Here is a 23495-nt window from a genome sequence, read left to right as displayed (position 1 = left end):
CTGGAATTCGCCCATCGCCTGACCGAGATCCTGGACCGACGCCACCCATGACGAACCACGACCGCGCACACCGGCCGGACGCGCCGACCAAACCCACGCTGAGCCGCGAGCACATCGCCGCCGTGGCCCTGGCGCTGGTCGACGAGATCGGCCAGGGCAAGTTCTCCATGCGCAAACTCGGCGCCGAGCTGGGTTTCGACCCGATGGCCGCCTACCGCTATTTCACCGACCAGGAAGCCCTCTTCGACGGCGTCGCCGAGACCCTGTTCACCGAACTCGACGTCGAATCGCTGCCCTGGCAGGGAAACTGGCGGGAGCTGACCGAGCAGTACGCGCACCGCCTGCGGGACACCCTGCTCGCCCACCCGCACGCGGTCACCATCTTCGCCACCCGCCCGCTGCGCTCGGCCGCGGCCATCAACACCGGCAACCGGATGCTCGAACTGCTGACGGGTGCCGGCTTCACCCCGGGCACCGCCTTGCAGATCCTGCGCTGTGTCCGGGAATTCACCGTCGGCCACGCGCTCACCCTTGCCGTGCACCAACTCGGCGGTGCCGGGCGCAGTCGCAAACCCTCGCCCGACTCACCGGAGTACAACCTGCTGGCCAAGGCCGCGGACGCGGCTGGTGACCACTTCGGACTCGGGCTCACCGCGATGCTGGACGGGTTCGCCCGGCTCGACTGAGGCAGGGCCCGGCGGACCGGGCCCTGCCGTGCTCAGCCCAATGCCGTGCTCAGCCCAGTGCCAGCCGGGGCCAGTGCGCGAGTTCGGCCAGCAGCCCGCGGTCGTGGGTGGCCACCACCACCGCTGCGCTGGTCTCGGCCATCGCCGCGGTGAGTTCGTCGACGAGTGCGGGGGAGAGGTGGTTGGTCGGCTCGTCGAAGATCACCAGATCCGGGCGGGCGGCCAGCCGCAGCGCCAGGTCCAGTCGCCGTTGCTGGCCAAGGGAAAGCCGGGCCACCGGGGTGCGCGCGGCCTCCCGGTCCAGCAGTCCGGAGGAGGTCGGCGAACCGGGTAGCGCCTGCCGCTCGAACAGTTGCCAGGCGGTCAGTTCACCCGGCCAGTCCGGCACCTCCTGCGCGATCAGCTCGATCCGCGCGCCCGGCAGCCGCCGCACCTGGCCGTCGCTCGGGGCGAGCACCCCGGCGAGCACACCGAGCAGGGTGGACTTGCCGGTGCCGTTGCCGCCGGTGACCAGCAGCCGGTCGCCACCATCCAGGGTGTGCGTGACCGGCTGGTCGAGCCGGCCTGCCACCCGCACCCCGTCCACCCGGACCAGCCCCGCGCCGGTGCGGGTGCCGGATTCGGGCCAGCGCAGGGCAAGTGGCGGTTCGGGCACGGTGACCCGGTGCTCGGCCAGTGCCTCCTGCGCGCGGTTGAGCGCCTGCACGACGCCCGGCGCGCGGGACTGCCGCTGGTGCTTGCCGGTGCCCTTGTCCGGCCGCCACCCGGTGCTCAGCCGGGATCGGGCCTGATCAAGTGCGGTGGCCAGGCCACGCTGTTCGGCCTGCTGCTCCTCGTACTCCTGCACCCACCGCGCCCGGTCCCGTCGCCTGCCCTCCACCCAGGCCTGATAACCGCCGGCGTACCGGCGTGGCCTGCCGTCCTGGGTGGGGTCCAGGTCGAGGAACTCCCGCGCCACCTCGCGCAGCAGGGTGCGGTCGTGGCTGACCAGGGCCAGCCCGCCCCGGTGCGTCCGCAGCCGCTCGGCCAGGAAGGCCAGGCCACCGGCGTCGAGGTGGTTGCTGGGCTCGTCCAGCAACAGCAGGTCGTGCCCGGCGCTGAGCAGGCAGGCCAGCCGGACCCGGTAGCGCTGCCCGACGGAGAGGGTGCGCAGTTCGCGTTCCCGATCGGGACAGGCGTCGAGCCCGGCCAGGGCGATGTCCAGGCGGCGCTCGGCATCCCAGGCATCAAGGCGGGTGGCCGTTTCCAGGGCGCGGGCGTACTGCGCCTCGGCCTCGGCGAGACCCCTGGTGAGGCCGTCGGTGGCCGCGTCCAGTTCGCGCAACGCGGTGCGGGCGGCGTGCAGGGCCTCGTCGGTCAGCGAGCCGACCGTCTCACCCGGACCGGCCGGCAACGCCTGCCGGGACAGGCCGAAACTGCCCGCGCGGTGCACCGAACCCCGGTCCGGGACACGCAGTCCGGCGAGCACGTGCAGCAGGGTGGTCTTGCCGCGCCCGTTCTCGCCGACGATGGCCAGGCGGGATCGGGCGGAGACGGTGACGGAGACGTCGGTGAGCAGCGCGCGACCGCCCAGGGTGACCGAGATATCGGTGGCGCGCAGATGTGGCGAGATGGACAAGTGAATGCTCCGCAGCTCTCGGGGGAGCCGGGCAGCACGAAGTGGCGCCGCCCGGCGATGGCCGGAACGGCGGGCAGGGAGTGAGTGCTCGGTGCGCCGCCGTCAGGCGGCGATGCGGGGCGGCATCGCCGTGCTGATCGCGGCGTAGCCGGTACTGGTGCACATGGCTGCGAGGTTAGCCCGAGCTGTGCGGGCGGCCAACCGGGTTTCCGAGGGTGAGGCCGCCGGCGAACGGTGTGCCGCGCCAGGGTTCGAGGGTCGGCGTCACGTAGTCCACGATCGCGGGCAGTCGCGGTGCGAGTGCGAGGAAAGCGATGGCCCGCAACATGCCCACGGCGTTGACGAACTTCAAGACGTCCTCATCCAGCGGGCGCAGGCCCTCGCGCTGGGCGCCGCGGTTGTAGGCGGTTTCCAGATCGGGTCCGAGTGCGGCCAGGTCCCATTCGACCGGGCCAAGGGTGACCAGCTCGAAGTCGGCGTAGCGGTCGCCGTCCACCCCGGCGAAGATGTTGGCGGGCGGGGAATCGCCGTGGATGGGCTGCAGGTCGATCCCGGGGAACGCCTGCTCGAAGGCCGCCCGCGAGCGCACCAGCGGCTCCAGGACCCGCCACTCGCGGCGGGCCCGGTCCAGGTCGGCCGGAGCGAGCAGATCGGGCCGATCGCCCAGCAGCGCAAGGCCTTCGGCGATGAACTCCGGCTCGGCCGAGGACAGGAACGACAGCGGACCCGGGTAGTCGCGCAGCGCGGCGTGCAGGGTGGCGGTGCTCTCGGCGTTGGCCGCGTAGTCGGGTTCCCGGCCCCGGTCCTCGGCGACGAACTGCCAGAAGGTCATGGAGAATCCGTTGCGCCGCACGGGGTTCCGCGGTACCAGCGGGCTGGGCGAGAGCACCGGGACACCCTTGTCGGCCAGCCACCGGGTCACGTCCAGCTCCGCCCGCTGGCGGTGTGCCAGCGCGTCCAGGCCCGCCGATTCCGGCAGCACCACCGGAATCCGGGCCACCACCGGCGCGGGGGCGAGGTGGACCACGACGGAGAACACCTCGTGCAGCACCCTGGCCTCGGTGACGGTGAGACCAAGATCCCGCCCGGCCCCGACCGCCGCGTCCACCGCGGCTGCGGTGCGGTGGGCGATGTCCTGTCGGGTCAAGAAATTGGTCATGATCTGATCGTCCCTGTCGGGGCAACCCAATACTCTGCCGCGGTGACGCTCAGGGAGATCGACGACAGCTGGGTCGGGGACGACCTCGCCGACCTGCTCGCCTACTTCGCCGCCGACCCGCCCGAATTCGGCCCGCACCGGGTGGTCGCGGCCCGCTGCGCGGACTGCGCCGGTCAGGTCTTCGTGCTGGAGACCGACGAGTCCGGTACCTGCGTGCGCCGCACCTGCGCGGGCTGTGACCGCACCGTGCCCATGCTCGACTCGGCCGAGAATTGGCCGACCCTCGATGAAGAAGCCGAGGCGCGTTACTTCGTCGAGTGCACCTGCGGCGAGGACAACTTCGAGACCGCGGTCGGGTTCACCTTCCGTGATGACACCCCGACTGCGGACGTGCACTGGATCTACGTCGCCATCCGCTGTGTGGCCGACGGCAGGCTGGGTTACTGCGCGAGCTGGCGGATCAGCTACGGCCCCTCACATCACCTGGTCGACTCGGTCTGACCGGGTTCGAGCAGCTGCCACCAGGGCACCACCGGCGTCGGCGCGGCCACGTCCACCCGCTCGCCCGGCCGCGGGATGGCCACCGCGACCTCGCGCGCCTTGGCCTCCGCCCACAGCCGGTCCACCGGCTCGGACCAGTCCTGCACGCCCAGGGTGAAGGTCGCCCAGTGCACCGGGACGAGCAGGCCGCCGCGCAGGTCCTGGTGCGCGGTCACGCCTTCCTCCGGGGTCATGTGGATGTCCGGCCAGGTGTCCACATAGGCGCCGATCTGCACCAGGGTGGCGTCGAAGGGGCCGTGCTGGGCGCCGATCTCGGCGAAGCCGGGGAAGTAGCCGGTGTCGCCGGTGTAGAAGACGCGGTGCTCGGGGCCGATCAGCGCGTAGGAGGCCCACAGCGTGTCGTCCCGCTTGAGCGCCCGCCCGGAGAAGTGCTGGGCCGGGGTGGCGATGATCCGCACCCCGCCCGCGGTGACCGACTCCGACCAGTCCAGCTCGATGATCCGGTCCGCGGGCACCCGCCAGCGGCGCAGATGCGCGCCCACACCCAGCGGCACCACGAACGGCGCGGTCTGGGTGCGCACCAGTGCCCGTACGGTGGCCAGGTCCAGGTGGTCGTAGTGGTCGTGCGAGATGATCACGGCGTCCACCTGCGGCAACGCCTCCACCTCCACCGGCGGCCGGTGCAGTCGGCGCGGTCCGCCGAAGGGCAGCGGCGAGACCCGCTCACCCCACACCGGGTCGAGCAGGATCAGCCCGCCGTCCAGCTCGACCAGCGCGCTGGAGTGCCCGTACCAAGTCAGGTGCACGCCCTGCCCGGTCGGCGACTGCGGCTCGACCAGCGGCACCGGACCGGCCGGTTTGCGCTGCTGCTTGCCCAGGACCAGCTCGCGCAGGATCTTGGCCCGGCCCTTGGGTGCGGCCAGGGTGCGGGCGCGGTTGTGGAAGGCGCCGTCGCGGTACTGCGGGGACCTGGTGACGCGGTCCCCGGCCGCCCGGCCGCCGAACTGGGCAGGCAGTTCGCGCAGCACCCACACCAGGGCCGCGGCCAGCGCGCCGAGCAGGTATCGGATCATGCCTCCGATCTTCCCGCATCGAAGCTGTGGTGGCTCTCAGCAGCGCGTCCGCCGTGGACTGTCGGTGGGCGGCACTATGTTGAACGGCGTGAACGCTGGGGAACGCATCCGGGAACTCGCTGATCAGATCGTCGCGCTGCGCGACGCCTACTACCGCGGCTCACCGCTGGTGGCCGACGCCGAGTACGACGCGATCGAGGACGAACTGCGTGCCTTGATCGAGGCCAACCCGGAGCTGACGCCCGACCCGAACCCCCTGGACCAGGTCGGCGCGCCCACCGTGCTGCACGCCCCGGTCCGGCACTCCCGCCCGATGCTCTCCCTGGAGAAGGCCACCAAACCCGAGCAGGTGGCGGCCTTCTTCGACCGCTTCCCCGGCCAGCCGGTGGCGGTCATGCCCAAGCTGGACGGACTCTCCCTCGCGCTGGTCTACGAGGAAGGCCGACTGGCGCGGGCGGTCACCCGCGGCGACGGCAGCACCGGCGACGACGTGACCCCGCTGGTGCGTGCCCTGGTCGACGGCTTGCCCGAGCGGGTGGCCGCGCCCGGCCGGGTCGAGGTGCGCGGCGAGGCGGTCATGCTGCGTTCCACCTTCGCCGCCTACAACATCGCGCACCCGGACAAGCCGCTGATCAACCCGCGCAACGCGGCCGCGGGCACGTTGCGCGCCAAGGATCCGGCCACCGTCGCCGAGCGGCGGCTGCGCTTCTTCGCCTTCGACCTGGACACCTCCGATGAGGACAGTGCCGCCGCCGACCTGGGCGAGGGCCTGCGCCAGCTGGGGCTCTCCGCTGCGGACATGCGGCTGTGCACCGACGCCGAGCAGGCCCAGGCGGTGATCACCGAGATCGAACAGGGCCGCAACGACCTGGACTACGACCTCGACGGCGCGGTGCTGCGGCTGGCCGACCGGGACGCCTACGGCGCCGCGGGCACCCGGTCCAACTCCCCGCGTGGCGCGCTGGCCTTCAAGTTCGCCGCCGAGGAGAAGACCACCGTGCTCGCCGACGTGGTCTGGGACGTCGGCAAGACCGGCAAGATCGCCCCGGTGGCGCACCTGGAACCGGTGTTCGTCGGCGGCACCACGGTCACCAAGGCGACGCTGGCCAACCAGGAGGTCATCCGGGCCCGCGGCATCCGGATCGGCGACACCGTGCTGGTGCGCCGCGCCGGGGACGTGATCCCGTTCGTGGCCGGGGTGCTGGACGAGTCCAAGCGCACCGGCGCGGAACGCGAGATCGTGCCGCCCACCACCTGCCCGTCCTGCGCCGAACCGCTCACCGAACAGGGCAACAGCCGGGAACTGTTCTGCACCAACGTCTCCTGCCCCGCCCAGACCGTCCGACGCCTGATCCACTGGGCCTCCCGCGCCGCTGCCGACATCGAGGCGGTCGGTCCCAAGTGGATCGAACGCCTGGCCGAGGCCGGGCTGCTGGAGAACCCCTCGGACTTCTACACCCTCACCGAGGCGCACCTGCTGGAGTTCGACCGGATCGCCGAGGTCTCCGCGGCCCGCATGATCGAGTCCATCGCCACCAGCCGCCGGGTCGGCCTGCGCCGCGCCCTGATCGGCCTGGCCATCCCGATGGCCTCGGAGGGCACCGCGACCCGTCTGTGCCGTGCCGGTTTCGGCTCGCTGGAGGAGGTCGCCGACGCGGGCGAGGAACGCCTGGTCGCGGTGGAGGACATCGGCCCGAAGGTGGCCGCCTCGCTGACCGAACACCTCACCCGGCTACGCCCGGAGATCGACCGCCTGCGCGAGTGGGGCGTCTCCCTGGACGTGCGCGAGGAGGACCTGCCACCCGTGGTCGCCTCGGACGCGCCGCTGGCGGGTTTGACCGTGGTGGTCACCGGCGCGATCAACGACCCGCGCTCCGGGGAGAAGGTGCCCCGCCCGGCCTTCCAGCGCCTGTGCGAGAAGGCAGGCGCCACCATCGCCTCCTCCGTCTCGGCCAGCACCGACCTGCTGATCACCGGCGCGGACGTCGGCGCGAGCAAACTCGCCAAGGCAGAGAAGCTCGAAGTCGAGGTCATCGACGCGGGCGAGATCTGGCGCCAGCTAATCGCCGCAGGCGTGGCCTAATCATCCGGCGTGTTGGCCGTTCTCGTACCCAGTCTTGGCCGTTGTCGTACCGAGTGTTGGCCGAACTGGTACACCCATTCGGCCAAGACACCGTCCGCAACGGCCAAGACGCCGTCCACAACGGCCAACACACCGTCCAGTTCGGCCAACACACCGTCCAGTTCGGCCAACACACCGTACGAGAACGGCCAACACGGTGGTGGGGGTGGTTGGTCAGGGGCGGTGGGCTTTGATGAGCCAGGCGCGGGAGTCGAAGTGGACGCCTTCGGGGGTGGTGTGGGCGTCGAGGGTGGCGCGTAGGCGTTCGCGGGCTCGCTCGGCTGCTACCGGGTCGAGGGTGGCGAGGACGTCCTGGAACTTGAGCTGGTGGAGCACGGCGTCGTAGGCGGTGGCGCTGTCCGGGCCGTAGTAGACCGGTTCGTGTACGTCGGCGAAGTCGATCTCGGTGAATCCGGCGGCGGTCAGGATGCCCTCGGTGACGGCCGGGTCGGCGAGGGTGAACGCGTTGCGACCGGTGGGGGTGGCCGGTGGTTCGCCGGTGATGGTCTGGCGGATCGCGGTGGCCCACTCGTTGCGGTCCTGCCCCTGCCAGACCAGCAGCACCAGGCGCGCCCCCGGCCGCAGCGCACGCCCGATGTTGCTGAACGCGGCCACCGGGTCGGCGAAGAACATGGTGCCGAACCGGCTGAGGCACAGGTCGAAACCCGCGGGCGGGAAGGCGTGCACCTGGGCGTCCGCCTCCTCGAAGGTGACGTTGGCCAGTCCCTCGGCGGCGCTGAGCTGACGGGCCCGTGCCAGCATCGGCGCGGAGATGTCCACGCCCAGCACGCGCCCGCTGCCCGAGGCGCGGGCGGCCTCGCGGGTGGCCTGGCCGGTGCCGCAGCCGACGTCGAGCACGTGGTCACCGGCGCCCACGCGGGCCGCGGCACGCAGGATGTCGTTGTGCCGCCGCAGTTCCGCGTCGTAGTCGAACAGGGTGGACATCGGCGTCACCGGTTCCTCTCGATCGCGATGTCGGCGGGCCCGTCGCGGAGCACGCCCCGCACCCGGTCCAGCGACACCGTTTCCGGCTCGAACTCCGCCAGCCACCAGGTGGCGCCTGCCGCGGCGTAGCGCGCCGGATCGGCGCCGGGCGGCAGCGGGACGGCGATGTCGTACCCGGTCAGCTGGTGCTGGCGAAGATCAGTGATGGTAGTGACGATCTCGGCGAGCTGGTCCGGGTTTTCCAGATTCACCGGGAAAAACCCGTCCAGCCGGGCCGCGCGGCGCAACGGTTTGACGTTGCCGGGCCGCCCGGCCGCCCACACCGGCACCCCGGGCCGCTGCACCGGCCTTGGCAGGAACCGGATGCCGTCGACGGTGTAGTGCTCGCTGCGGTGGCGCACCGGTTCACCGGACCAGGCGGCGGCCAGGATCTCCAGCGACTCGTCCAGCAGCTGCCCGCGCCGCCGGTCGTCGAGTTCCTCCCCGGTCGCACTCAGCTCGCCCGCGAAACGATCACTGCCCAGCCCGACGCCGAGGGTGAGCCGGCCGCCGCCGAGCCGGTCCAGGGTCGCGGTCTCCTTGGCCACCTTGGCCGGTCGGCGGCGTGCGAGGGGGGTGACCATGGGGCCGAAGCGGAGGGATTCGGTGGCGGTGGCGATCGCGGCCAGGGTGATCCACGGGTCGGCCACCTGCCGGACCGGCGCCCGCCAGCGCAGGTGGTCCCAGACGAACACACCGTGCCAGCCTGCCTCTTCCGCCTCGGCGGCCAGCCTGGCGAGGACGACCGGGTCGGCGAGTTCGTCGAAGAGCGGCAGCCAGAGCGCCGAGCGCAACCGGGTCATGGCCGACCGCCCTCAGTGTGCTGGCACAGCGCCGGGACGAACACATCCCAGAGCGGCTTCGGCAGATCGTGCCCGGCGCCGGCCAGGATCAGCAGCTCCGCCCCGGGAACCGCCGCGTGCACCGCCTCGCCGTGCGGCAGCGGGCAGACCGGGTCCAGATCGCCGTGCACCACCAGCGTCGGCGCCTTGATCGCGGCCCAGTCGCGGGCGGAGCCGTCGAAGCTCATCGCGTAGTGGTTGCCGAGCATGGCCGCGAGGTCCTGGGTGCGGACGACATCCCGCTCGACCAGTCCGCGCACCGCGGACTCGTCGAAGTAGGGCGAGCCACCCGAGCACGCTTTCGCCGACGCCACAACGAAATCCACCACCGCGCCGGGATCGGCGGGGTCCGGGTTGGCGGGGATTGCGCTGAGCGCGTCCGAGGAGGGCGGCAGCCCGTCCGCGCCGGTGGAGGTGGAGACGAAGGTCAGCGACTCGACCCGGTCCGGGTGGTCCACCCCGAGGAGCAGCCCGATCCCGCCGGACATGGACCGGCAGACGACGTGCGCGCGCTCGATGCCCAGTGCGTCCAGGATGCCGAGCGCGTCGGTGGCGAAGTCGGGGTAGGCGTAACCCGGCTGCCCGGCCGGATAGCTGGTGGAGCGGCCGGTGTCCCGGTTGTCGTAGCGGATCACGAACCGGCCGGCCCGCGCGATCCGTTGGCACAGCTCGGTTTCCCACCACAGCATCGAGGCGGTCGCGCCGTCGACGAGCAGGATCGCCGGGTGCGCGGGGTCGCCGAAGGTCTGCACGCACAGCTCGACATCGTTGATCCCGAGGAGCTGTTCGCCGGGGGAGAGGTCGTTGGTCATGAACACAAGCTAGATCCGAAAAGACATCGACAAAAGCGATGAATACTAATCAAGTCAATCGGCTGAGCCGATGTTCCGGGTAGGCTCGGCCCATGTCCGATGTCGAACTGCGGCATCTCGCCGCGCTGACCGCCGTGGTGGACGAGGGCTCGTTCGGGCGGGCGGCCGCGCGGCTCGGCTACACCCAGTCCACGGTGAGCCAGCAGATCGCGGCCCTGGAGAAGGCGGTCGGCGGCGCGGTGTTCGACCGGCCGGGCGGGCCGAGGCCGGTGCGGGTGACCCCGCTGGGCCAGGTGGTGCTGGCCCACGGCCGGGCGCTGCTGGCGCGGGCCCAGGCACTGGCCGCCGCGGTCGAGCGGTTCCAGGCCGGGGACGGCCGGGTGGACATCGGCACCTTCCAGAGCGTGTCCAACGTGATCCTGCCGCGGATCATCCGCGGCCTGCGGGCCGAGCAACCCGGCTGCGACATCAGGCTGTTCGAGGAGGAGACCGACCAGCCGCAGGTGCGGGACCTGGACCTGATGTTCTTCGACGGCCGGGTGGACGGCGAGGTCGAGCATCGCAAACTGCTCGACGACCCCTACCTGCTGGTGGCCGCCCGCGGCGCCTTCCCCGACGGCCCGGTGCGCCCGGACCGGCTCGACGGCGCGCCGATGGTGGCGCACCCGCCGATCTGCGATCAGGCCCGGCTGGAACAGGAACTGACCCGGCGCGGCGTGCGCCCGAACTTCGTCTGCCGCACCGCGGGCAACGAGACCGTGCTGTCGATGGTGCGCGCGGGCATGGGTTCGGCGGTGCTGCCGCGCCTCACCGTGCACAGCGCCGACCTCGGCACCGATGCCGCGCTGAGCGTGCACGAGCTGAGACCGGCCCTGCCGCCACGCGAGATCTTCCTGCTGTGGCAGGCCAATCGCACCCAGTCGCCACTCACCAGGCGGACGATCGAGATCGCGGTGCAGGTAGCGGGTGAGCTGGACGCTGAGCTGGCCTACCCTGGCCGCCCCGGCCAGCTGTAGTCGTAGCTCAGGGAGAAGGTGCGGTCGATCCAGTCCCGCATCTCCTGGCCCGGCGCCGGGCGGGTGGCGGTGGCGGCGATGTCCGGCCGGGCCTGGGCCAGGGCCGCGGAACAGTCGGTGGCGCTGAGCAGTGCCCCGGCCTGGAAGGTGAGTTCCCGGACGTCCAGGAACATCCAGGCCGGCCGGAAGCCCATGTTGAGGTAGGGGCGGTCGGGGATGTCGCCACGGCCGATCAGCAGGCGGCCGGTGAAGGCGATCGGCAGCGCCAGCCCCCGGTAGTGCCAGCTCTCGTCCTCCGTCAGCCGCGGTCGCACCGCGCCGAGCGGGGGAGGTTCGGCTGCCGAGCCGAGCTGGAGATCCCGCAGGGTCAGCCGCTGTGCCAGGACGGCGTAGTGGCCGATGTGGCCGTGGTAGCAGGAGGTGCTGATCGAGCGCGGCTCCAGGCCGTGCGCGGCCGGGTCGAACAGGCCGGTGCCGTCGACCGCGGTCACCACGAAGCCCTTGCCCTCGAAGAGCACCTCATCGGGTTCCTGCGCTGTCATGGCGAGCAGACTAGACAGCCGTCCCGGCGACCTGTCGTTCACCTGTCGAGGTAGCCGCACCTCTTCCCATAGTTCTATCCATACATGTACCTTCCGAACCATGACGGAAAGCCGGATCGACGAGGATCTGCTGGACGCGGCGGGAGTGCTGGCCCACGCCGGACTCGTGTCGGCCTTCGGCCACGTGTCCGCGCTGCGGGAGGACGGGCAACTGCTCATCACCCCACCCCGGCCGCTGGGCTCGCTCAGCCCGGCCGACCGCGCGATGGTCATCGCGCCGGAGGCCACCGAACTCCCCGAGGGCACGCCCCGTGAGGCGTGGATCCACCTCGCGATCTACCGGGCCCGCCCGGACGTGCGGGCGATCTGCCGGGCCCAGCCCGAGACCGCCACCGCACTGGCCAGTGCCGACCTGCCCATCCGCCCGCTGCACGGCCAGGGCGCGTTTCTCGGCACCGAGGTGCCGGTTTTCCCCGACGTCGCGCTGGTCAGGGACCGGGAGCGAGCAGAGTCACTGGCCACGGCGCTCGGCGCCTCGCCCGCGCTGCTGCTGCGCGGCAACGGGGCGGTCACCGTGGGCGCGGACCTTGGATCGGCAGTGGCCCGGATGTGGCTGCTGGAGTCCTCGGCCCGGATCAACGCCCGCGCCGCGGCCGGTCGGCCGCGCCCGCTGACCCAGGACGAACAGGACGCCTGGCGCGTCACCGAGTCCGAACTGCTCGGCAGGCTCTGGACCCACCTCCGCACCGACTACCCGAAGGGACGACCGTGATCACGCTGCACGACATCGCCTACGTCCGGTCCGGCACCGCGGACGCGGCCACCGCGGTCGGCTTCGCCGTCGACGTGGTCGGCATGGAACTCCTCGGGCACGAGGACGGGGTCTGGTACCTGCGCGCCGACCAGCGGCACCACTGCCTGGCCTTCGAGGAGGGCGAGGCCGGGGTGCTGGCCTCCGGGTTCAGCCTCGCCGACGCCGAGGCCCTGGCCGACGCCGAGAACCAGCTCACCGCCGCGGGCGTCACCGTGGTCCGTGGCACGCCGAAGCAGGCCAGGTCCCGCCGGGTCGAGGACTTCCTCGCCTTCGACGACCCCTTCGGCAACCGGATCGAACTGGTCACCGGTCAGGTGCAGCTCGCCCGCCCACCGCATTTCGGCCGCCCCGCGGGCATCACCGAGTTCGGGCACCTGTGCCTGGACGCGCCCGATGTGCGGGAGGCATATCGGTTCTGGTCCACGCTGTTCAACATCAAGGTCTCGGACTGGATCGGCGAGCTGGCCTGCCTGATGCGCTTCGACCCGGTGCACCACAAGCTGGCCGTGTTCCGCGGCAGCGAACCCGGCCTGTGCCACATCAACTTCCAGGTCGACTCGCTCGACGACGTGATGCGCAACTGGCGGTTCCTGCAGGAGCGCGGGGTGGAGATCGAGATGGGACCGGGCCGCCACCCGCAGTCCACCGCGATCTTCGTCTACTTCAAGGGGCCAGAGGGCCTCACCTACGAGTACTCCTACGGCGTGCGCCGGATCGAGGAGCCGGACTGGGTGCCGAGGGTGTTCGACCCCAGCGAACCAGACGCGATCGACATGTGGCGCGGCCCGACCCAGCGCCCGTCCACCCAGGCCCAGCTCCACCGCGCGCTCGGCGCGTGATCCCCGCGGCACCCCGACGGCATAAGGAGCCCGTCTTGCCTGCTTCCACCCTGACCGGTCCCCGGGCCCGGCTCGTGATCATCCTGCTGTGCGGCCTGGCGCTGGCCTTCGACGGCTACGACCTGGTCGTCTACGGCACCACCATCCAGGCCCTGCGCGCCGAATGGGGCATCACCGCCTCCGCGGCGGGCACCATCGGCAGCGCCGCCCTGGTCGGCATGCTCGTCGGCGCGCTGCTGGCAGGCACGCTCACCGATACCTGGGGCCGCCGCAAGACCTTCCTGCTCTGCGTCACCTGGTTCTCCGTGCTCACCGCCCTGTGCGCGGCGGCCCCCTCACCCGAGGTGTTCCTGGCGCTGCGTTTCCTGGCCGGGATCGGGCTGGGCGGGCTGATGCCCACCGCGGCCACCCTGACCATCGAGTACGCCGACGCCAAACACCGCACTTTCACCTACGCCGCAATGCAATCCGGCTACGCGGTCGGCGGCATCCTGGCCGCCACCCTGGCCATCCCGCTGCTGCCCACGGCGGGCTGGCGGGTGATGTACCTGGTCGGCGCCGCCCCGCTGGTCCTGGTGCTGCCACTGGCCCTGCGGCACCTGCCCGAATCACTGGAATACCTTGTCTCCCAAGGCAAGCAGGCCGAAGCCGAGGCCCTGGCCGCCCGGCTCGGCGTGCCGGTGCCGCCGCCCGCCGAACGCCGCGCCGGTGGCCTCAGCGGGGTCAAGGCCCTCGTCGAGCGGACCTACCTGCGCCGGACCGTGCTGTTCTGGCTGGCCTCCTTCTGCGCGCTGCTGCTGGTCTACGGGCTCAACACCTGGCTGCCGGAGATCATGCGCGCCTCCGGCTACCCCCTCGGCTCGGCACTGGGCTTCCTGCTCGCGTTCAACCTGGGCTCGGTGGCCGGCGCGTTGCTGGGCGGTCGGCTCTCCGACCGGCACGGCGCGAAGCCGGTGCTGCTCGGCTCGTTCGCACTGGCCGCGGTGTGCTCGGCGGCGCTGAGCATCAACCCCGGGCAGACCGTGATCTACGTGCTGGTTGCGCTGTCCGGCTACGGCACGATCGGCACGATGCACATGCTCAACGCCCACGTGACCAGGTCATATCCGGCGAGCATGCGAGCGACCGGGATCGGCTGGGCCCTCGGCGTCGGCCGGCTCGGCGCGATCCTCGGCCCGACCCTGGGCGGCTGGGTCCTGGACTCCGACCTGGGCCCGGACTGGAACTTCTACCTCTTCGCCGTGGTCGCCGTGCTCGGCGCCCTCGCCATCGCCGCACTGCCCCGGAACACCAGCGCCACAACCGAAATCGCCGTCAGCAGGACTGGAGCCACGTCGTGACCACCACCGCAACCTGGACCGTCGACCGCGCGGCCGAGGAGCTGCTCCGCCGCGAGGACACCCGCACCGACGGCCCGCCGCTCACCGACAGCTGGCCCGAACTCGACCTCGACACCGCCTACCGGATCCAGGACGAGACCCTGCGGCTGCGGCTGGCCCGCGGCGAAACCCTGATCGGGGTCAAGCTGGGCCTGACCTCCCGGGCCAAGCAGCAACGGATGAACGTGGATTCACCGCTGGTCGCCTGGCTCACCGACGCGATGATCCTGCCCGCCGGCGCGCCGGTGCCCAGGGAACGGCTGATCCACCCGCGGGCCGAGCCGGAGATCGCCTTCGTCATGGGCCGCTCGCTGACTGGGCCAGGGGTGACCGCGGCGACCGCGATCTGCGCGGTGGACCAGGTCTTCGCCGGGATCGAGATCATCGACAGCCGCTACCGGGACTTCCGCTTCACCCTGCCGGATGTGGTGGCGGACAACGCTTCCTCGGGCGCCTTCGTCACCGGCGCGCTGGGCCGCGACCCCGGCGAGCTGAACCTCGCTTTGGAAGGCTGCGTCGTGGAATCCGGCGGCACCGTGGTGCATACCGCCACCGGCGCCGCCGTGCAGGGCCACCCGGCCGAGGCCCTCGCCCTGGCCGCCAACACCCTCGCTCGCCGTGGCCACCGGATCGAGGCCGGCTGGCTGGTGCTCACCGGCGGCGTCACCGACGCCGTGCCGCTGCCGCCCGGCGGCTACGTCACCACCGAGTTCACCGGCCTTGGCCGGATCACGGTGGGGGGCTGAGATGCCGATCGTGCGCATCGACCTCGCCGAGGGCCGCGACCCGGACACCCTGCGCGCCTGCCTGCACGCCGTGCACGCGGCGATCCGGGACAGCCTCGGCGTCCGGGACGAGCAGATCCGGGTGCTGCTCAACGAAATCCCGCCGCGGCTGTGGAGCAGCGGCGGGCAGACCCTGGCCGAACGGGCCACCCACACCGAACGGGAGCAGGAGCGATGACCGAGATCAAGCACGTGATCGACGGCGCCGAGGTCGACTCGGCCGACGGCGCGGTGTTCCACGACATCGACCCGTACACCCGCGAGAGCTATGCCACCGTCGCCCTGGGCGGCGCCCGCGAGGCCGACCTCGCGGTGGACGCGGCCCGCCGCGCCTTCGACCAGGGCCCCTGGCCACGGCTGTCCTTCGAGCAGCGCGGCAAGCTGCTGCACCGGCTGGCCGACCTGATGGAGGAGAACGGGGCCGAGCTGGCCCTGGCCGACACCCAGGACATGGGCAAGCCACTCACCGCGGCCATCGGCAAGGACGTGCCGCGCTCGGCGCACAACTTCCGCTTCTTCGCCGACCACGCCCGGCTGGCCGAATCCCAGCACCTGCCCTCGCCCACCGGCCACCACGTCTACAGCGAACATGCCCCCGCCGGGGTGGTGGCCGCGATCGCACCGTGGAACTTCCCGCTGATGCTGGAGACCTGGAAGGTCGCCCCCGCGCTGGCCTGGGGCAACACCGTGGTGCTCAAACCGGCCGAGGACACCCCGCACTCGGCCTACCTGCTCGGCAAACTCGCCCTGGAGGCCGGTCTGCCGCCAGGGGTGCTCAACGTGGTGCACGGCTTCGGACCCGACTCGGCGGGGGAGGCGCTCACCGTCAACCCGGACGTGGACCGGATCACCTTCACCGGCGAGTCCGGCACCGGCCGGGCCATCGCCAGGGCCGCCGCGGCCAACCTCACCCCGGTCAGCTTCGAGCTGGGCGGCAAGGGCTGCAACCTGATCTTCGACGACGCCGACCTGGACACCGCGGTCAGCTGGGCGATCGAGGCGGCGTTCGGCAACTCCGGGCAGGTCTGCCTGGCCGGGTCCCGGCTCTACGTGCAGCGCGGGGTGTACGAGGAGTTCACCGCCCGCTTCGCCGACGCCGCCGCGGCCATGACCCTGGGCGACCCGAAGGACCCGGCCACCCGGCTGGGCCCGCTGGCCAGCGAGGAGCACTACCGCAAGGTCACCGGCTTCCTGGACGAGGCGTCCACCGGCGGCGCCAAGGTGCTCGGCGGTGGCGGCGCGCCTGGCTGGTTCGTCCGCCCCAACATCGTGCTCGACCCGCCCCGCGAGGCCAGGGTGTTGCGCGAGGAGGTGTTCGGGCCGGTGGTCACCCTCACCCCGTTCGACACCGAGGAGGAGGCCGTCGCACTGGCCAACGACAGCCGGTACGGCCTGTCCGCCATGGTCTTCACCGACAACCTGCACCGGGCGCACCGGGTCGCGGGCAGCCTGCGCAGCGGCAACGTGTGGGTCAACTGCTTCTTCGTCCGCGACCTGCGCGCGCCCTTCGGCGGCATGGGCGACTCCGGCATGGGCCGGGAGGGCGGGCTGTTCAGCCGCGAGTTCTTCACCGAGGCCAGGACCGTGACCATGCGGATCGACCGATGAGAATACTAAGATCGATACATGTCTATTCAGCACGTTCTGCTGGGAGTGCTCGAGGCCAGGCCGATGAGCGGCTACGAACTCACCCAGCTCTTCAGCGCCAGCACGAGGTGGGTCTGGTCGGCCCCGCAGAGCCAGATCTACCCGGCGCTGAAGACCATGGAGGCGGCCGGCCTGATCACCGGCGAGCAGCTGCAGACCGGCGGCCGGGTGCGCACGGTGTACTCGATCACCGAGCCGGGGCTGGCCGAACTGCGCCAGTGGATCGGCACCGCGCACCCCAGCCCGCCGTCGCGGGACGCCCTGGACGTGCAGGCGCTCTACTTCGACCTGGTGGAGCCCGCGGTGGCCAAGCGGGTGCTGACCGAGTTCATCGCCGAGCAGCAGGCGGCGGCCGAGCACGCGACCGCGCACAGCGCCCGGTTGCTGGCCAAGGACACCGAACTGCTCAGGGAACGGCTCAGCCACCGCCCGGCGGCCGAGCACGACCGGATGGCCCGGCTGAAGGCACACGTGTTCGCCGGCCAGGCGGCCGTGGCCGAGGCCAGGATCGCCTGGGCCAGGGAAGGGCTGCGGCTGCTCGACGAGGCGTAAGCGCCGCCCGGCCGGACATGCCCAGGAGGCACCCATGAACGCCGATATCGCCAAGGCCGCCAACGCACTGGCCGAGGCTGCCAGGACCGGCATCGCCTGTCCGCCGGTGCGCTCGCTGTTCGCCGACGGCGACGTGACCGCGGCCTACGCCGTGCAGCGCGTCAACGTGACGGCCGCGGTGGCCGGGGGACGGCGGATCACCGGCCGCAAGATCGGCCTGACCAACCCGGCCGTGCAGCGTCAGCTCGGCGTGGACCAGCCCGATTTCGGCGCGCTCTTCGCCGACGCCGAGGTCGGCGACCGGGGCGTGATCGCACCCGGCAGGCTGTTGCAGCCCAAGGTCGAGGCGGAAGTCGCGCTGATCCTGGACCGGGATCTGCCGGGTACCGGCCACCGGCCCGAGGACATCCGCCGGGCCGTGCGGTACGTGCTGCCCGCGCTGGAGATCGTGGACAGCCGGATCGCGGGCTGGGACATCAGTTTCGTGGACACCGTGGCCGACAACGCCTCCGCCGGGCTCTACGTGCTCGGCACCCCGGTCCTGCTGGGTGATCTGGACCTGCGCGCGGTCGCGATGTCCATGAGCCGCAACGGCCAGGAGGTCTCAACTGGCCTCGGCGCCAACTGCCTGGGCGACCCGCTGCTGGCCGCGGCCTGGCTGGCCAACACCCTGGCCGCACTCGGCGACCCGGTGCGCGCGGGCGATGTGGTGCTGACCGGCGCGCTGGGCCCGGTGGTCAACGCCGTGCCGGGCGACCAGTTCACCGCGGAGATCAGCGGAATCGGCGGGGTGAGTGTCCACTTCGGATAGTCCGAATGAGACTGGTCGGCGGTCAGTGATCAGCCGGCCTCCTGCTCGCCGATGCGGCTGCGGTAGGCCTGGCGATCCGGACTGTCCGGCCGCAGCGCCCGGTCATCCCGCACCAGCCTGCGCACGGCGTTGAGCAGCGGTTCCGGGGTGATCGCGGCCAGCGCGGCCAGCCCGCCGACGTAGCCGGGCACCGCGATCTCGGCCCGCCGCGACCGCACCGAACCCAGCACTGCCCTGGCGATGTCCTCCGGCTGCACCTTGGGAATGGGGCGCATGTCCAGCCCCGAGGACAACCCGGTGTCCACCGCCGAGGGCAGCACGGTGCTGATGCTGACCCCGTGCGCGGCGTACTCGCGCCGGGTGGCCGCACTCAGCCCGACCACGGCGAACTTGCTCGCGTTGTACATGGCCAGCCCCGGCACCGGGAACTTCCCGGCCAGCGAGGCCACGTTCACGATGTGCCCACGGCCGCGGGCCAGCATGCCGGGCAGGGCCAGCCGCATCCCGTGCACCACGCCGAACAGGTTGACCTCGATCATCAGCCGGTTGGTGCGCTCGTCCAGGTCGAGGAACCCGCCGTTGGGCATGATCCCGGCGTTGTTGACCAGCACGGCCAACTCACCGTGCGCGGCGGCCTCGGCCAGGAAGACCCGGAAGGACTCCGGATCGCCGACATCCAGCCGATGCGCGGTGCCGTCAAGTTCGGCGGCGGTCTTCCGGGCAAGGTCGAAGTCCAGATCGCCGATCGCCACCCGGGCGCCCCGGCGGGCGAAGGCGATCGCGGTCGCCCGGCCGATGCCTTGCGCGCCACCGGTGATCGCGACACTGGCACCGGTGAGATCCAGCGGGGGATAGCGGGTCATGCGGCGACTCCGTTGCTGATCGCCGCGCGCACGCGGGTGGGGGTGTGCAGCCGGGAAACGTCCACAGTGGACTGTCGGCGGCGCGGGTCCATGAAGTTGGCGCCCATCGCGGCCAGTTCGGCCGGTCCGGGCTCGATCCGGATCACCCGGGTGCCCGCCGCGCGGAGTTGCCGGACCTCGCGGTCCAGGCCGCGGGTCATTCGCCTGCGCAGCAACCGTTCCAGCCGGGACAGGCCGGTGGCCGGGACGGGGTGTTCGCTGGTCATCGGGGCCAGCACGACGAGTTCATCGAGTTCGAGGGGGATGAGCAGGTCGGCGGAGACCGAGGAGATGGTGCCGCCGTCCACGTGCTCGCGGCCCGCGATCCGGACCGGCGGGAACCAGCCGGGGATCGCCCAGGAGGCGGAGATCGCCTGGGCCAGTGTGGTTTCCGGGGCGGTGGGGGAGCCGAAGGCAGTCCGCACGCCGGTGGTGGCATCGGCGGCGACGATCCAGGTGGCGGGATGAGTAACCCAGCCAGGGCCACCTCCGCTCGGTCCGCCCGCGCCCTGCCCGCTGGTGCTCCCGCTCGACCCGCCGTCGCTCGGCCCACCCGCGCTCGGGCCACCAGCACCGGCAAGCTGATCGCCAAGGTCACGCAGCCACCCGGCATCCCCCCGCCCCCTCGGCAACAACCCCGCCAATCCCGCCGTCAGATCCACCTCACCCCGCAACCCCCGGCCAACCAGCCCCCGCGCGGGCCACCCCCACCCCGGCACCGGCGGCCGCATCCCCGGATGCCGAGCCAGATGCCCGGCGAGCACCGAATCCGCACCCGCCCCGTCCAACGCAGCCACAATGCCGTCCGCCGACCGCCCGGACCCCAGCAACGCCACCAGCTCCGCCCCCGCGGAGGTCCCCACCAGCACCTCCGCGGACCGTGCGTCCCAGCCCAGTTGCCGTTCCACCGCCTGCAAAGCCACCGCCGTCCAGGCGAACCCCAGCGTGCCACCACACCCGATGGCCAGCCCGCGCCTAGGCATAGGTGTAGTCACTCAGCGGGAAACGCACGGCCTCGCGTTGCGCGTTGCGGGTCGAGGTCGGGCGAAGCAGGGTGGCCTCGCCGTGCTGGTTGAAGTAGTAGCTGTTCGCGGTGGCGCACTGGCCCAGGGCGAACACCGAGTCGCCGACCTTGTCCCGCATCAGTTCCAGGAACCGGTCGTTGGCCTGCTGGCTGACCTCGAAGACCTTGGCGTTGCGGGCGCGCATGGCCCGGAACAGGCGATCGATGTGCTGCATCTGGCATTCGATGGTGGTGAAGTAGGACAGGCCGCTGTAGGAGTACGGGCTGTTCAGCGAGACCAGGTTGGGGAAGCCAGGCACGGTCACGCCCTCGTATGCCTGGAAACGGTTCTCCCGCCACCACTTGCCGAGGTTCTTGCCGTCGCGGCCGATGATCTCGATGGCCGGGAAGTTGACGTCCCACAGGTTGAAGCCGGTGGCCAGCAACAGCACGTCGATCTCGGTGCGGCGGCCGTCGGCGGTCACGATCGCCTGCTCCTCGACCCGCTCGATCCGGCTGGTCTCCAGGTGCACGTGCGGTTTGGTGAAGGCGCGGAAGTAGGTGTTGGAGAAGGTGGGCCGCTTGCAGCCGAAGGAGTAGTCGGGGGTGAGTTTGCGGCGCAGCTCGGGATCGCGGACCTGACGGAACAGGTGTGCCCGGCAGTACCGCTCGGCAATGCGGTTGGCGATCCGCAGTCGTCGGTAGTGCACCACGCCGGAGATCATCAGCAGTTCCAGCAGTCCGCTGCCGACCGCGCGCACCACCTTCTGCGCCAGGGGGATCCGGGCGAACAGGCGGCGTAACCGCGGTGGGATGCGGTAGTCCGGCTTGGGGCTGACCCAGATCGGCGTGCGCTGGTACACGGTGAGATCCGCGGCCACCTTGGCCACCTCCGGGATCAGCTGCACCGCGGTCGCGCCGGTGCCGATGATCGCCGCCCGTTTGCCGGTCAGGTCGTAGTCGTCGTCCCAGGCGGTGGTGTGGATGACCTTGCCGCCGAAGTCCTCGATGCCCTCGATGTCGGGCACCTTGGGCTGGGAGAGGAAACCGGTCGCGGTGCACAGGTAGGTCGCGGTGACGCTGTCCCCGCCCGCGATGGCCACCCGCCAGTGCGACTCCTCCTCGACCCAGTGCGCGCCGGTCACCACCGTGCCGAAGCGCATGTGCGGCCGCAGCCCGTACTTCTCCGCCACGTGCTCGGCGTACTGCTTCAGCTCCGCACCCGGTGCGAACAGCCGCGACCAGTGCGGATTGGGCTCGAAGGAATAGGAGTAGGTGGCCGAGGGGATGTCCACCGCCAGCCCGGGATAGCGGTTGACGTGCCAGGTGCCGCCGAGGTCGTCCTCCCGCTCCAGGATCAGCAGCCTGCGGTGGCCGAGGCGATGGAGCTGGATCGCCGCACCCATCCCGCCGAAGCCGGCTCCGACGATCACGGCGTCGTACTGCGCAGCCATAGGTGACCCTCCGTAACGGAATCTGGTGTCACTAACGGAACGATATGTCATTCCCGGGGTGGCGACAATAGACTGTGACCATGACGTCCAGTGCCACGCCGGTCAGCCGGGCTGAGCGCAAGAAGCAGGAGCTGCGCCGCGAGATCATCGACGCGGCCTTCGACTGCTTCGCCGAGCGCGGCTACCACGCGACCGCGATCGCCGACATCGCCACCCGGCTGGGCATCGGACACGGCACCTTCTACCGCTACTTCGAGAACAAGCGGGACATCGTCGACCACGTGATCACCGACCTGGTCGACCGGGTCAAGGTCGCGCTCACCGCCGAGAACGCGCCCGATGCGGTGTCCACTTTGGACGATTACCGGACGCAGACGGCCCGGATCGGCGAGTCACTGGCGCGCATCTTCCACGAGGACCCCCGGGTGCCGCGGATGCTGTTGTTCGAGGCGGCCGGGATCGACAAGGCCATGGCCGAGCGGGTGCTGGACTTCTTCGACCTGGCCACCGCGCTCACCGCCAGCTACCTCACCCACGGCATCGAACTGGGTTACCTGCGCGCGGACCTGGACGTGGACAACACCGCCAGCGCGATCACCGGGATGATCCTGGCCTCGGCGCTGTCCTCGCTGCGCAAGCCCGAGGGCGAGCACCAGCGCAAACTCAGCGAGGCGGTCCGGCGGCTGATGTACGACGGCATCGCCGCCCAATCCTGATCAGAAAACCGCTGGCCTGATCAGAACACCACCGGCAGCGCGAACAGCCCGCGGATGATCGGACTCGGCCACCAGCGCAGCTGATCCTCGGGTTCGGCCAAGGCCAGGTCGGGGAACCGGCGCAGCAGCTCACCGAGCACGGTGGCGCCCTGGATCCGGGCCAGTGCCGCGCCAAGGCAGGCGTGCCTGCCGCGGCCGAAGGCCAGGTGGTCCTCGGGATCGCGGTCCAGCCGGAAGGCGTCCGGATCGGCGAAGCGCTCGGCGTCCCGGTTGGCCGCCAGGATGGACAACAGCACCGGATCGCCGGGCTGGAGGTCCTGGCCGCCCAGCTGCATTGGCTCGGTGGGGAAGCGCCAGCTCACGTTGCGCACCGGGCAGTCCCGGCGCAGTGACTCCTCCACGAACACGGCCAGCTCACCCGCGTCCGCGCGGATCCGGGCGGCGAGGTCGGGGTGGGTGAGCGCGGCCAGGGTCGCGCTGCCGACCAGGGCGGTGGTGGTCTCGTGCCCGGCGATCAGGATGAGGAAGGCGGTGGAGGTCAGTTCCTCGTCGGTCATCTCGCCGCGGTGCCGCTGCCGGATCATGTCGCTCATCAGGTCATCGCCCGGCTCGGCCTTCTTGTGCGCGAGCAGCGCGGCCAGGTACTCGTCGATGGCGTCGGTGGCCGCGACGAGGTCGTCCCGGTCACTGCCGTCGGAGGCGTCGATCACCGCCGCCCAGCGCTGCACCTGGGCCCTGTCCTGGGCCGGGATGCCGATGAGTTCGCAGATGATCGTGGTGGAGATCGGGTAGGCCACGTCCTGCACGAGGTCCGCCCGGCCCAGCGGCGCGATGCCGTCCAGGACCTGCCCGGTGACCTGCCGGACCCTGGTCTCCAGCGCGCTGAGCCGCTGCGGGCTGAACTGGCCGCTGGCCAGTCGACGCAGGTCCTGGTGCCGGGGCGGGTCGGTGTTGGTCATGTGCTGGGCCAGCGAGGGCCGGTGGTCCAGCGGCAGGCCCATGCCCGACTCCCGCCACACCGGGCAGCCGCGGGCCGGGTCCTTCACCAGCCGCGGATCGGCCAGCGCGGCGACCACGTCGGTGTACCGGGTGACCAGCCAGGCCGACAGCTCCGGCCCGAACTCCACCCGGTGCACGGGGGAGTGCTCCTGCAGCCAGTGGTAGGCGGGCGCCGGGTCGCGGTCGAACCCTGGCCCGTACAGCGGTGGTGCCTCGCCGGATGTCATCACTGCCTCCCG

24 protein-coding genes are annotated in these 23495 nt (G+C 71.5%); 13 read left to right on the top strand and 11 right to left on the bottom strand.

Features of this window, described 5'->3' with window-relative positions; all coding sequences use genetic code 11:
* The first annotated feature begins 47 nt into the window (after positions 1-47).
* Entirely contained in the window at positions 48-686 is a 639-nt protein-coding gene (locus HNR67_RS28625; protein ID WP_185005302.1) for a TetR/AcrR family transcriptional regulator C-terminal domain-containing protein, read from the top strand.
* A gap of 49 nt (positions 687-735) precedes the next feature.
* On the opposite strand, the gene HNR67_RS28620 is transcribed toward HNR67_RS28625, so the two are convergent.
* Together HNR67_RS28620 and HNR67_RS28615 are read right to left on the bottom strand one after the other, a co-directional pair.
* Complete coding sequence (locus HNR67_RS28620) at positions 736-2310, bottom strand: ATP-binding cassette domain-containing protein (protein ID WP_407645190.1); 1575 nt, start codon at positions 2308-2310, stop codon at positions 736-738.
* Between the two features lie 169 nt (positions 2311-2479).
* Positions 2480-3463 (bottom strand): aminoglycoside phosphotransferase/kinase family protein, encoded by a 984-nt coding sequence (locus HNR67_RS28615; protein WP_185005301.1) that lies wholly within the window; start codon positions 3461-3463, stop codon positions 2480-2482.
* A 42-nt stretch (positions 3464-3505) separates the two neighbouring features.
* Between HNR67_RS28615 and HNR67_RS28610 the strand changes: the two genes are divergently transcribed.
* On the top strand, positions 3506-3964 hold the full coding sequence (locus HNR67_RS28610) for a hypothetical protein (protein WP_185005300.1): 459 nt from the start codon (positions 3506-3508) through the stop codon (positions 3962-3964).
* On the opposite strand, the gene HNR67_RS28605 is transcribed toward HNR67_RS28610, so the two are convergent.
* Positions 3943-5037, bottom strand: a complete 1095-nt coding sequence (locus HNR67_RS28605; RefSeq protein WP_185005299.1) for an MBL fold metallo-hydrolase — start codon at positions 5035-5037, stop codon at positions 3943-3945. The two genes, HNR67_RS28610 and HNR67_RS28605, sit on opposite strands and share 22 nt — an antisense overlap.
* Positions 5038-5125: 88 nt before the next feature.
* Between HNR67_RS28605 and ligA the strand changes: the two genes are divergently transcribed.
* On the top strand, positions 5126-7120 hold the full coding sequence (gene ligA / locus HNR67_RS28600) for an NAD-dependent DNA ligase LigA (RefSeq protein ID WP_185005298.1): 1995 nt from the start codon (positions 5126-5128) through the stop codon (positions 7118-7120).
* A gap of 213 nt (positions 7121-7333) precedes the next feature.
* On the opposite strand, the gene HNR67_RS28595 is transcribed toward ligA, so the two are convergent.
* The 3 genes from HNR67_RS28595 to HNR67_RS28585 are packed head-to-tail and all read right to left on the bottom strand — an operon-like array spanning position 7334 to position 9797.
* Positions 7334-8104, bottom strand: a complete 771-nt coding sequence (locus HNR67_RS28595) for a class I SAM-dependent methyltransferase (RefSeq protein WP_185005297.1) — start codon at positions 8102-8104, stop codon at positions 7334-7336.
* A 5-nt stretch (positions 8105-8109) separates the two neighbouring features.
* Positions 8110-8946, bottom strand: a complete 837-nt coding sequence (locus HNR67_RS28590; RefSeq protein ID WP_185005296.1) for an LLM class flavin-dependent oxidoreductase — start codon at positions 8944-8946, stop codon at positions 8110-8112.
* Positions 8943-9797 carry an alpha/beta fold hydrolase gene (locus HNR67_RS28585; RefSeq protein WP_185005295.1) on the bottom strand — a complete coding sequence of 285 codons (855 nt, stop codon included), beginning with the start codon at positions 9795-9797 and terminating at the stop codon, positions 8943-8945. The genes HNR67_RS28590 and HNR67_RS28585 overlap by 4 nt, the downstream gene beginning before the upstream one ends.
* A 92-nt stretch (positions 9798-9889) precedes the next feature.
* Here HNR67_RS28585 and HNR67_RS28580 point away from each other — a divergent pair, with 92 nt between their 5' ends.
* A complete protein-coding gene (locus HNR67_RS28580; RefSeq protein WP_185005294.1) occupies positions 9890-10813 on the top strand; it encodes a LysR family transcriptional regulator in 924 nt (307 codons plus the stop codon).
* Here the strand turns inward: HNR67_RS28580 and HNR67_RS28575 are convergent.
* On the bottom strand, positions 10786-11355 hold the full coding sequence (locus HNR67_RS28575; protein ID WP_185005293.1) for a hypothetical protein: 570 nt from the start codon (positions 11353-11355) through the stop codon (positions 10786-10788). The two genes, HNR67_RS28580 and HNR67_RS28575, sit on opposite strands and share 28 nt — an antisense overlap.
* Before the next feature lie 100 nt (positions 11356-11455).
* Between HNR67_RS28575 and HNR67_RS28570 the strand changes: the two genes are divergently transcribed.
* Genes HNR67_RS28570 through HNR67_RS28535 form a run of 8 tightly spaced genes read left to right on the top strand, consistent with a single transcriptional unit; the run spans position 11456 to position 18182 of the window.
* Positions 11456-12127 carry a class II aldolase/adducin family protein gene (locus HNR67_RS28570; RefSeq protein ID WP_185005292.1) on the top strand — a complete coding sequence of 224 codons (672 nt, stop codon included), beginning with the start codon at positions 11456-11458 and terminating at the stop codon, positions 12125-12127.
* The gene (locus HNR67_RS28565; RefSeq protein WP_185005291.1) at positions 12124-13008 is read left to right on the top strand and encodes a VOC family protein; all 885 of its coding nucleotides are present in this window, start codon (positions 12124-12126) and stop codon (positions 13006-13008) included. Before HNR67_RS28570 ends, HNR67_RS28565 begins: the two co-directional genes overlap by 4 nt.
* Before the next feature lie 35 nt (positions 13009-13043).
* Positions 13044-14348 carry an MFS transporter gene (locus HNR67_RS28560; protein WP_246492614.1) on the top strand — a complete coding sequence of 435 codons (1305 nt, stop codon included), beginning with the start codon at positions 13044-13046 and terminating at the stop codon, positions 14346-14348.
* Positions 14345-15133 carry a 2-keto-4-pentenoate hydratase gene (locus HNR67_RS28555; protein ID WP_407645145.1) on the top strand — a complete coding sequence of 263 codons (789 nt, stop codon included), beginning with the start codon at positions 14345-14347 and terminating at the stop codon, positions 15131-15133. Before HNR67_RS28560 ends, HNR67_RS28555 begins: the two co-directional genes overlap by 4 nt.
* 1 nt (position 15134) lies before the next feature.
* The gene (locus tag HNR67_RS28550) at positions 15135-15350 is read left to right on the top strand and encodes a tautomerase family protein (protein WP_185005290.1); all 216 of its coding nucleotides are present in this window, start codon (positions 15135-15137) and stop codon (positions 15348-15350) included.
* The gene (locus HNR67_RS28545; RefSeq protein ID WP_185005289.1) at positions 15347-16780 is read left to right on the top strand and encodes an aldehyde dehydrogenase; all 1434 of its coding nucleotides are present in this window, start codon (positions 15347-15349) and stop codon (positions 16778-16780) included. Before HNR67_RS28550 ends, HNR67_RS28545 begins: the two co-directional genes overlap by 4 nt.
* Positions 16781-16798: 18 nt before the next feature.
* On the top strand, positions 16799-17371 hold the full coding sequence (locus HNR67_RS28540; protein WP_185005288.1) for a PadR family transcriptional regulator: 573 nt from the start codon (positions 16799-16801) through the stop codon (positions 17369-17371).
* 34 nt (positions 17372-17405) lie between these two features.
* Entirely contained in the window at positions 17406-18182 is a 777-nt protein-coding gene (locus HNR67_RS28535) for a 2-keto-4-pentenoate hydratase (RefSeq protein ID WP_185005287.1), read from the top strand.
* Positions 18183-18211: 29 nt separating this feature from the next.
* On the opposite strand, the gene HNR67_RS28530 is transcribed toward HNR67_RS28535, so the two are convergent.
* Genes HNR67_RS28530 through HNR67_RS28520 form a run of 3 tightly spaced genes read right to left on the bottom strand, consistent with a single transcriptional unit; the run spans position 18212 to position 21541 of the window.
* The gene (locus HNR67_RS28530; RefSeq protein ID WP_185005286.1) at positions 18212-19045 is read right to left on the bottom strand and encodes an SDR family oxidoreductase; all 834 of its coding nucleotides are present in this window, start codon (positions 19043-19045) and stop codon (positions 18212-18214) included.
* Positions 19042-20067: a patatin-like phospholipase family protein gene (locus HNR67_RS28525; protein WP_185005285.1), complete on the bottom strand. Its 1026-nt coding sequence runs from the start codon at positions 20065-20067 to the stop codon at positions 19042-19044. The genes HNR67_RS28530 and HNR67_RS28525 overlap by 4 nt, the downstream gene beginning before the upstream one ends.
* Entirely contained in the window at positions 20060-21541 is a 1482-nt protein-coding gene (locus HNR67_RS28520; RefSeq protein ID WP_185005284.1) for a flavin-containing monooxygenase, read from the bottom strand. Before HNR67_RS28520 ends, HNR67_RS28525 begins: the two co-directional genes overlap by 8 nt.
* 80 nt (positions 21542-21621) lie before the next feature.
* On the opposite strand from HNR67_RS28520, the gene HNR67_RS28515 reads away from it, so the two are divergent.
* Positions 21622-22257, top strand: coding sequence for a TetR/AcrR family transcriptional regulator (locus HNR67_RS28515; RefSeq protein WP_185005283.1), 636 nt, complete (start codon positions 21622-21624; stop codon positions 22255-22257).
* Between the two features lie 20 nt (positions 22258-22277).
* Here HNR67_RS28515 and HNR67_RS28510 read toward each other — a convergent pair whose 3' ends face one another.
* On the bottom strand, positions 22278-23483 hold the full coding sequence (locus HNR67_RS28510) for a cytochrome P450 family protein (RefSeq protein ID WP_185005282.1): 1206 nt from the start codon (positions 23481-23483) through the stop codon (positions 22278-22280).
* Positions 23484-23495 lie beyond the last annotated feature (12 nt).

The organism is Crossiella cryophila, from assembly GCF_014204915.1.
In the GTDB taxonomy this organism is placed as follows: domain Bacteria; phylum Actinomycetota; class Actinomycetes; order Mycobacteriales; family Pseudonocardiaceae; genus Crossiella; species Crossiella cryophila.
The sequence above is the reverse complement of the archived record's forward strand: the minus strand, read 5'-3'. Positions and strand labels throughout refer to the sequence as shown.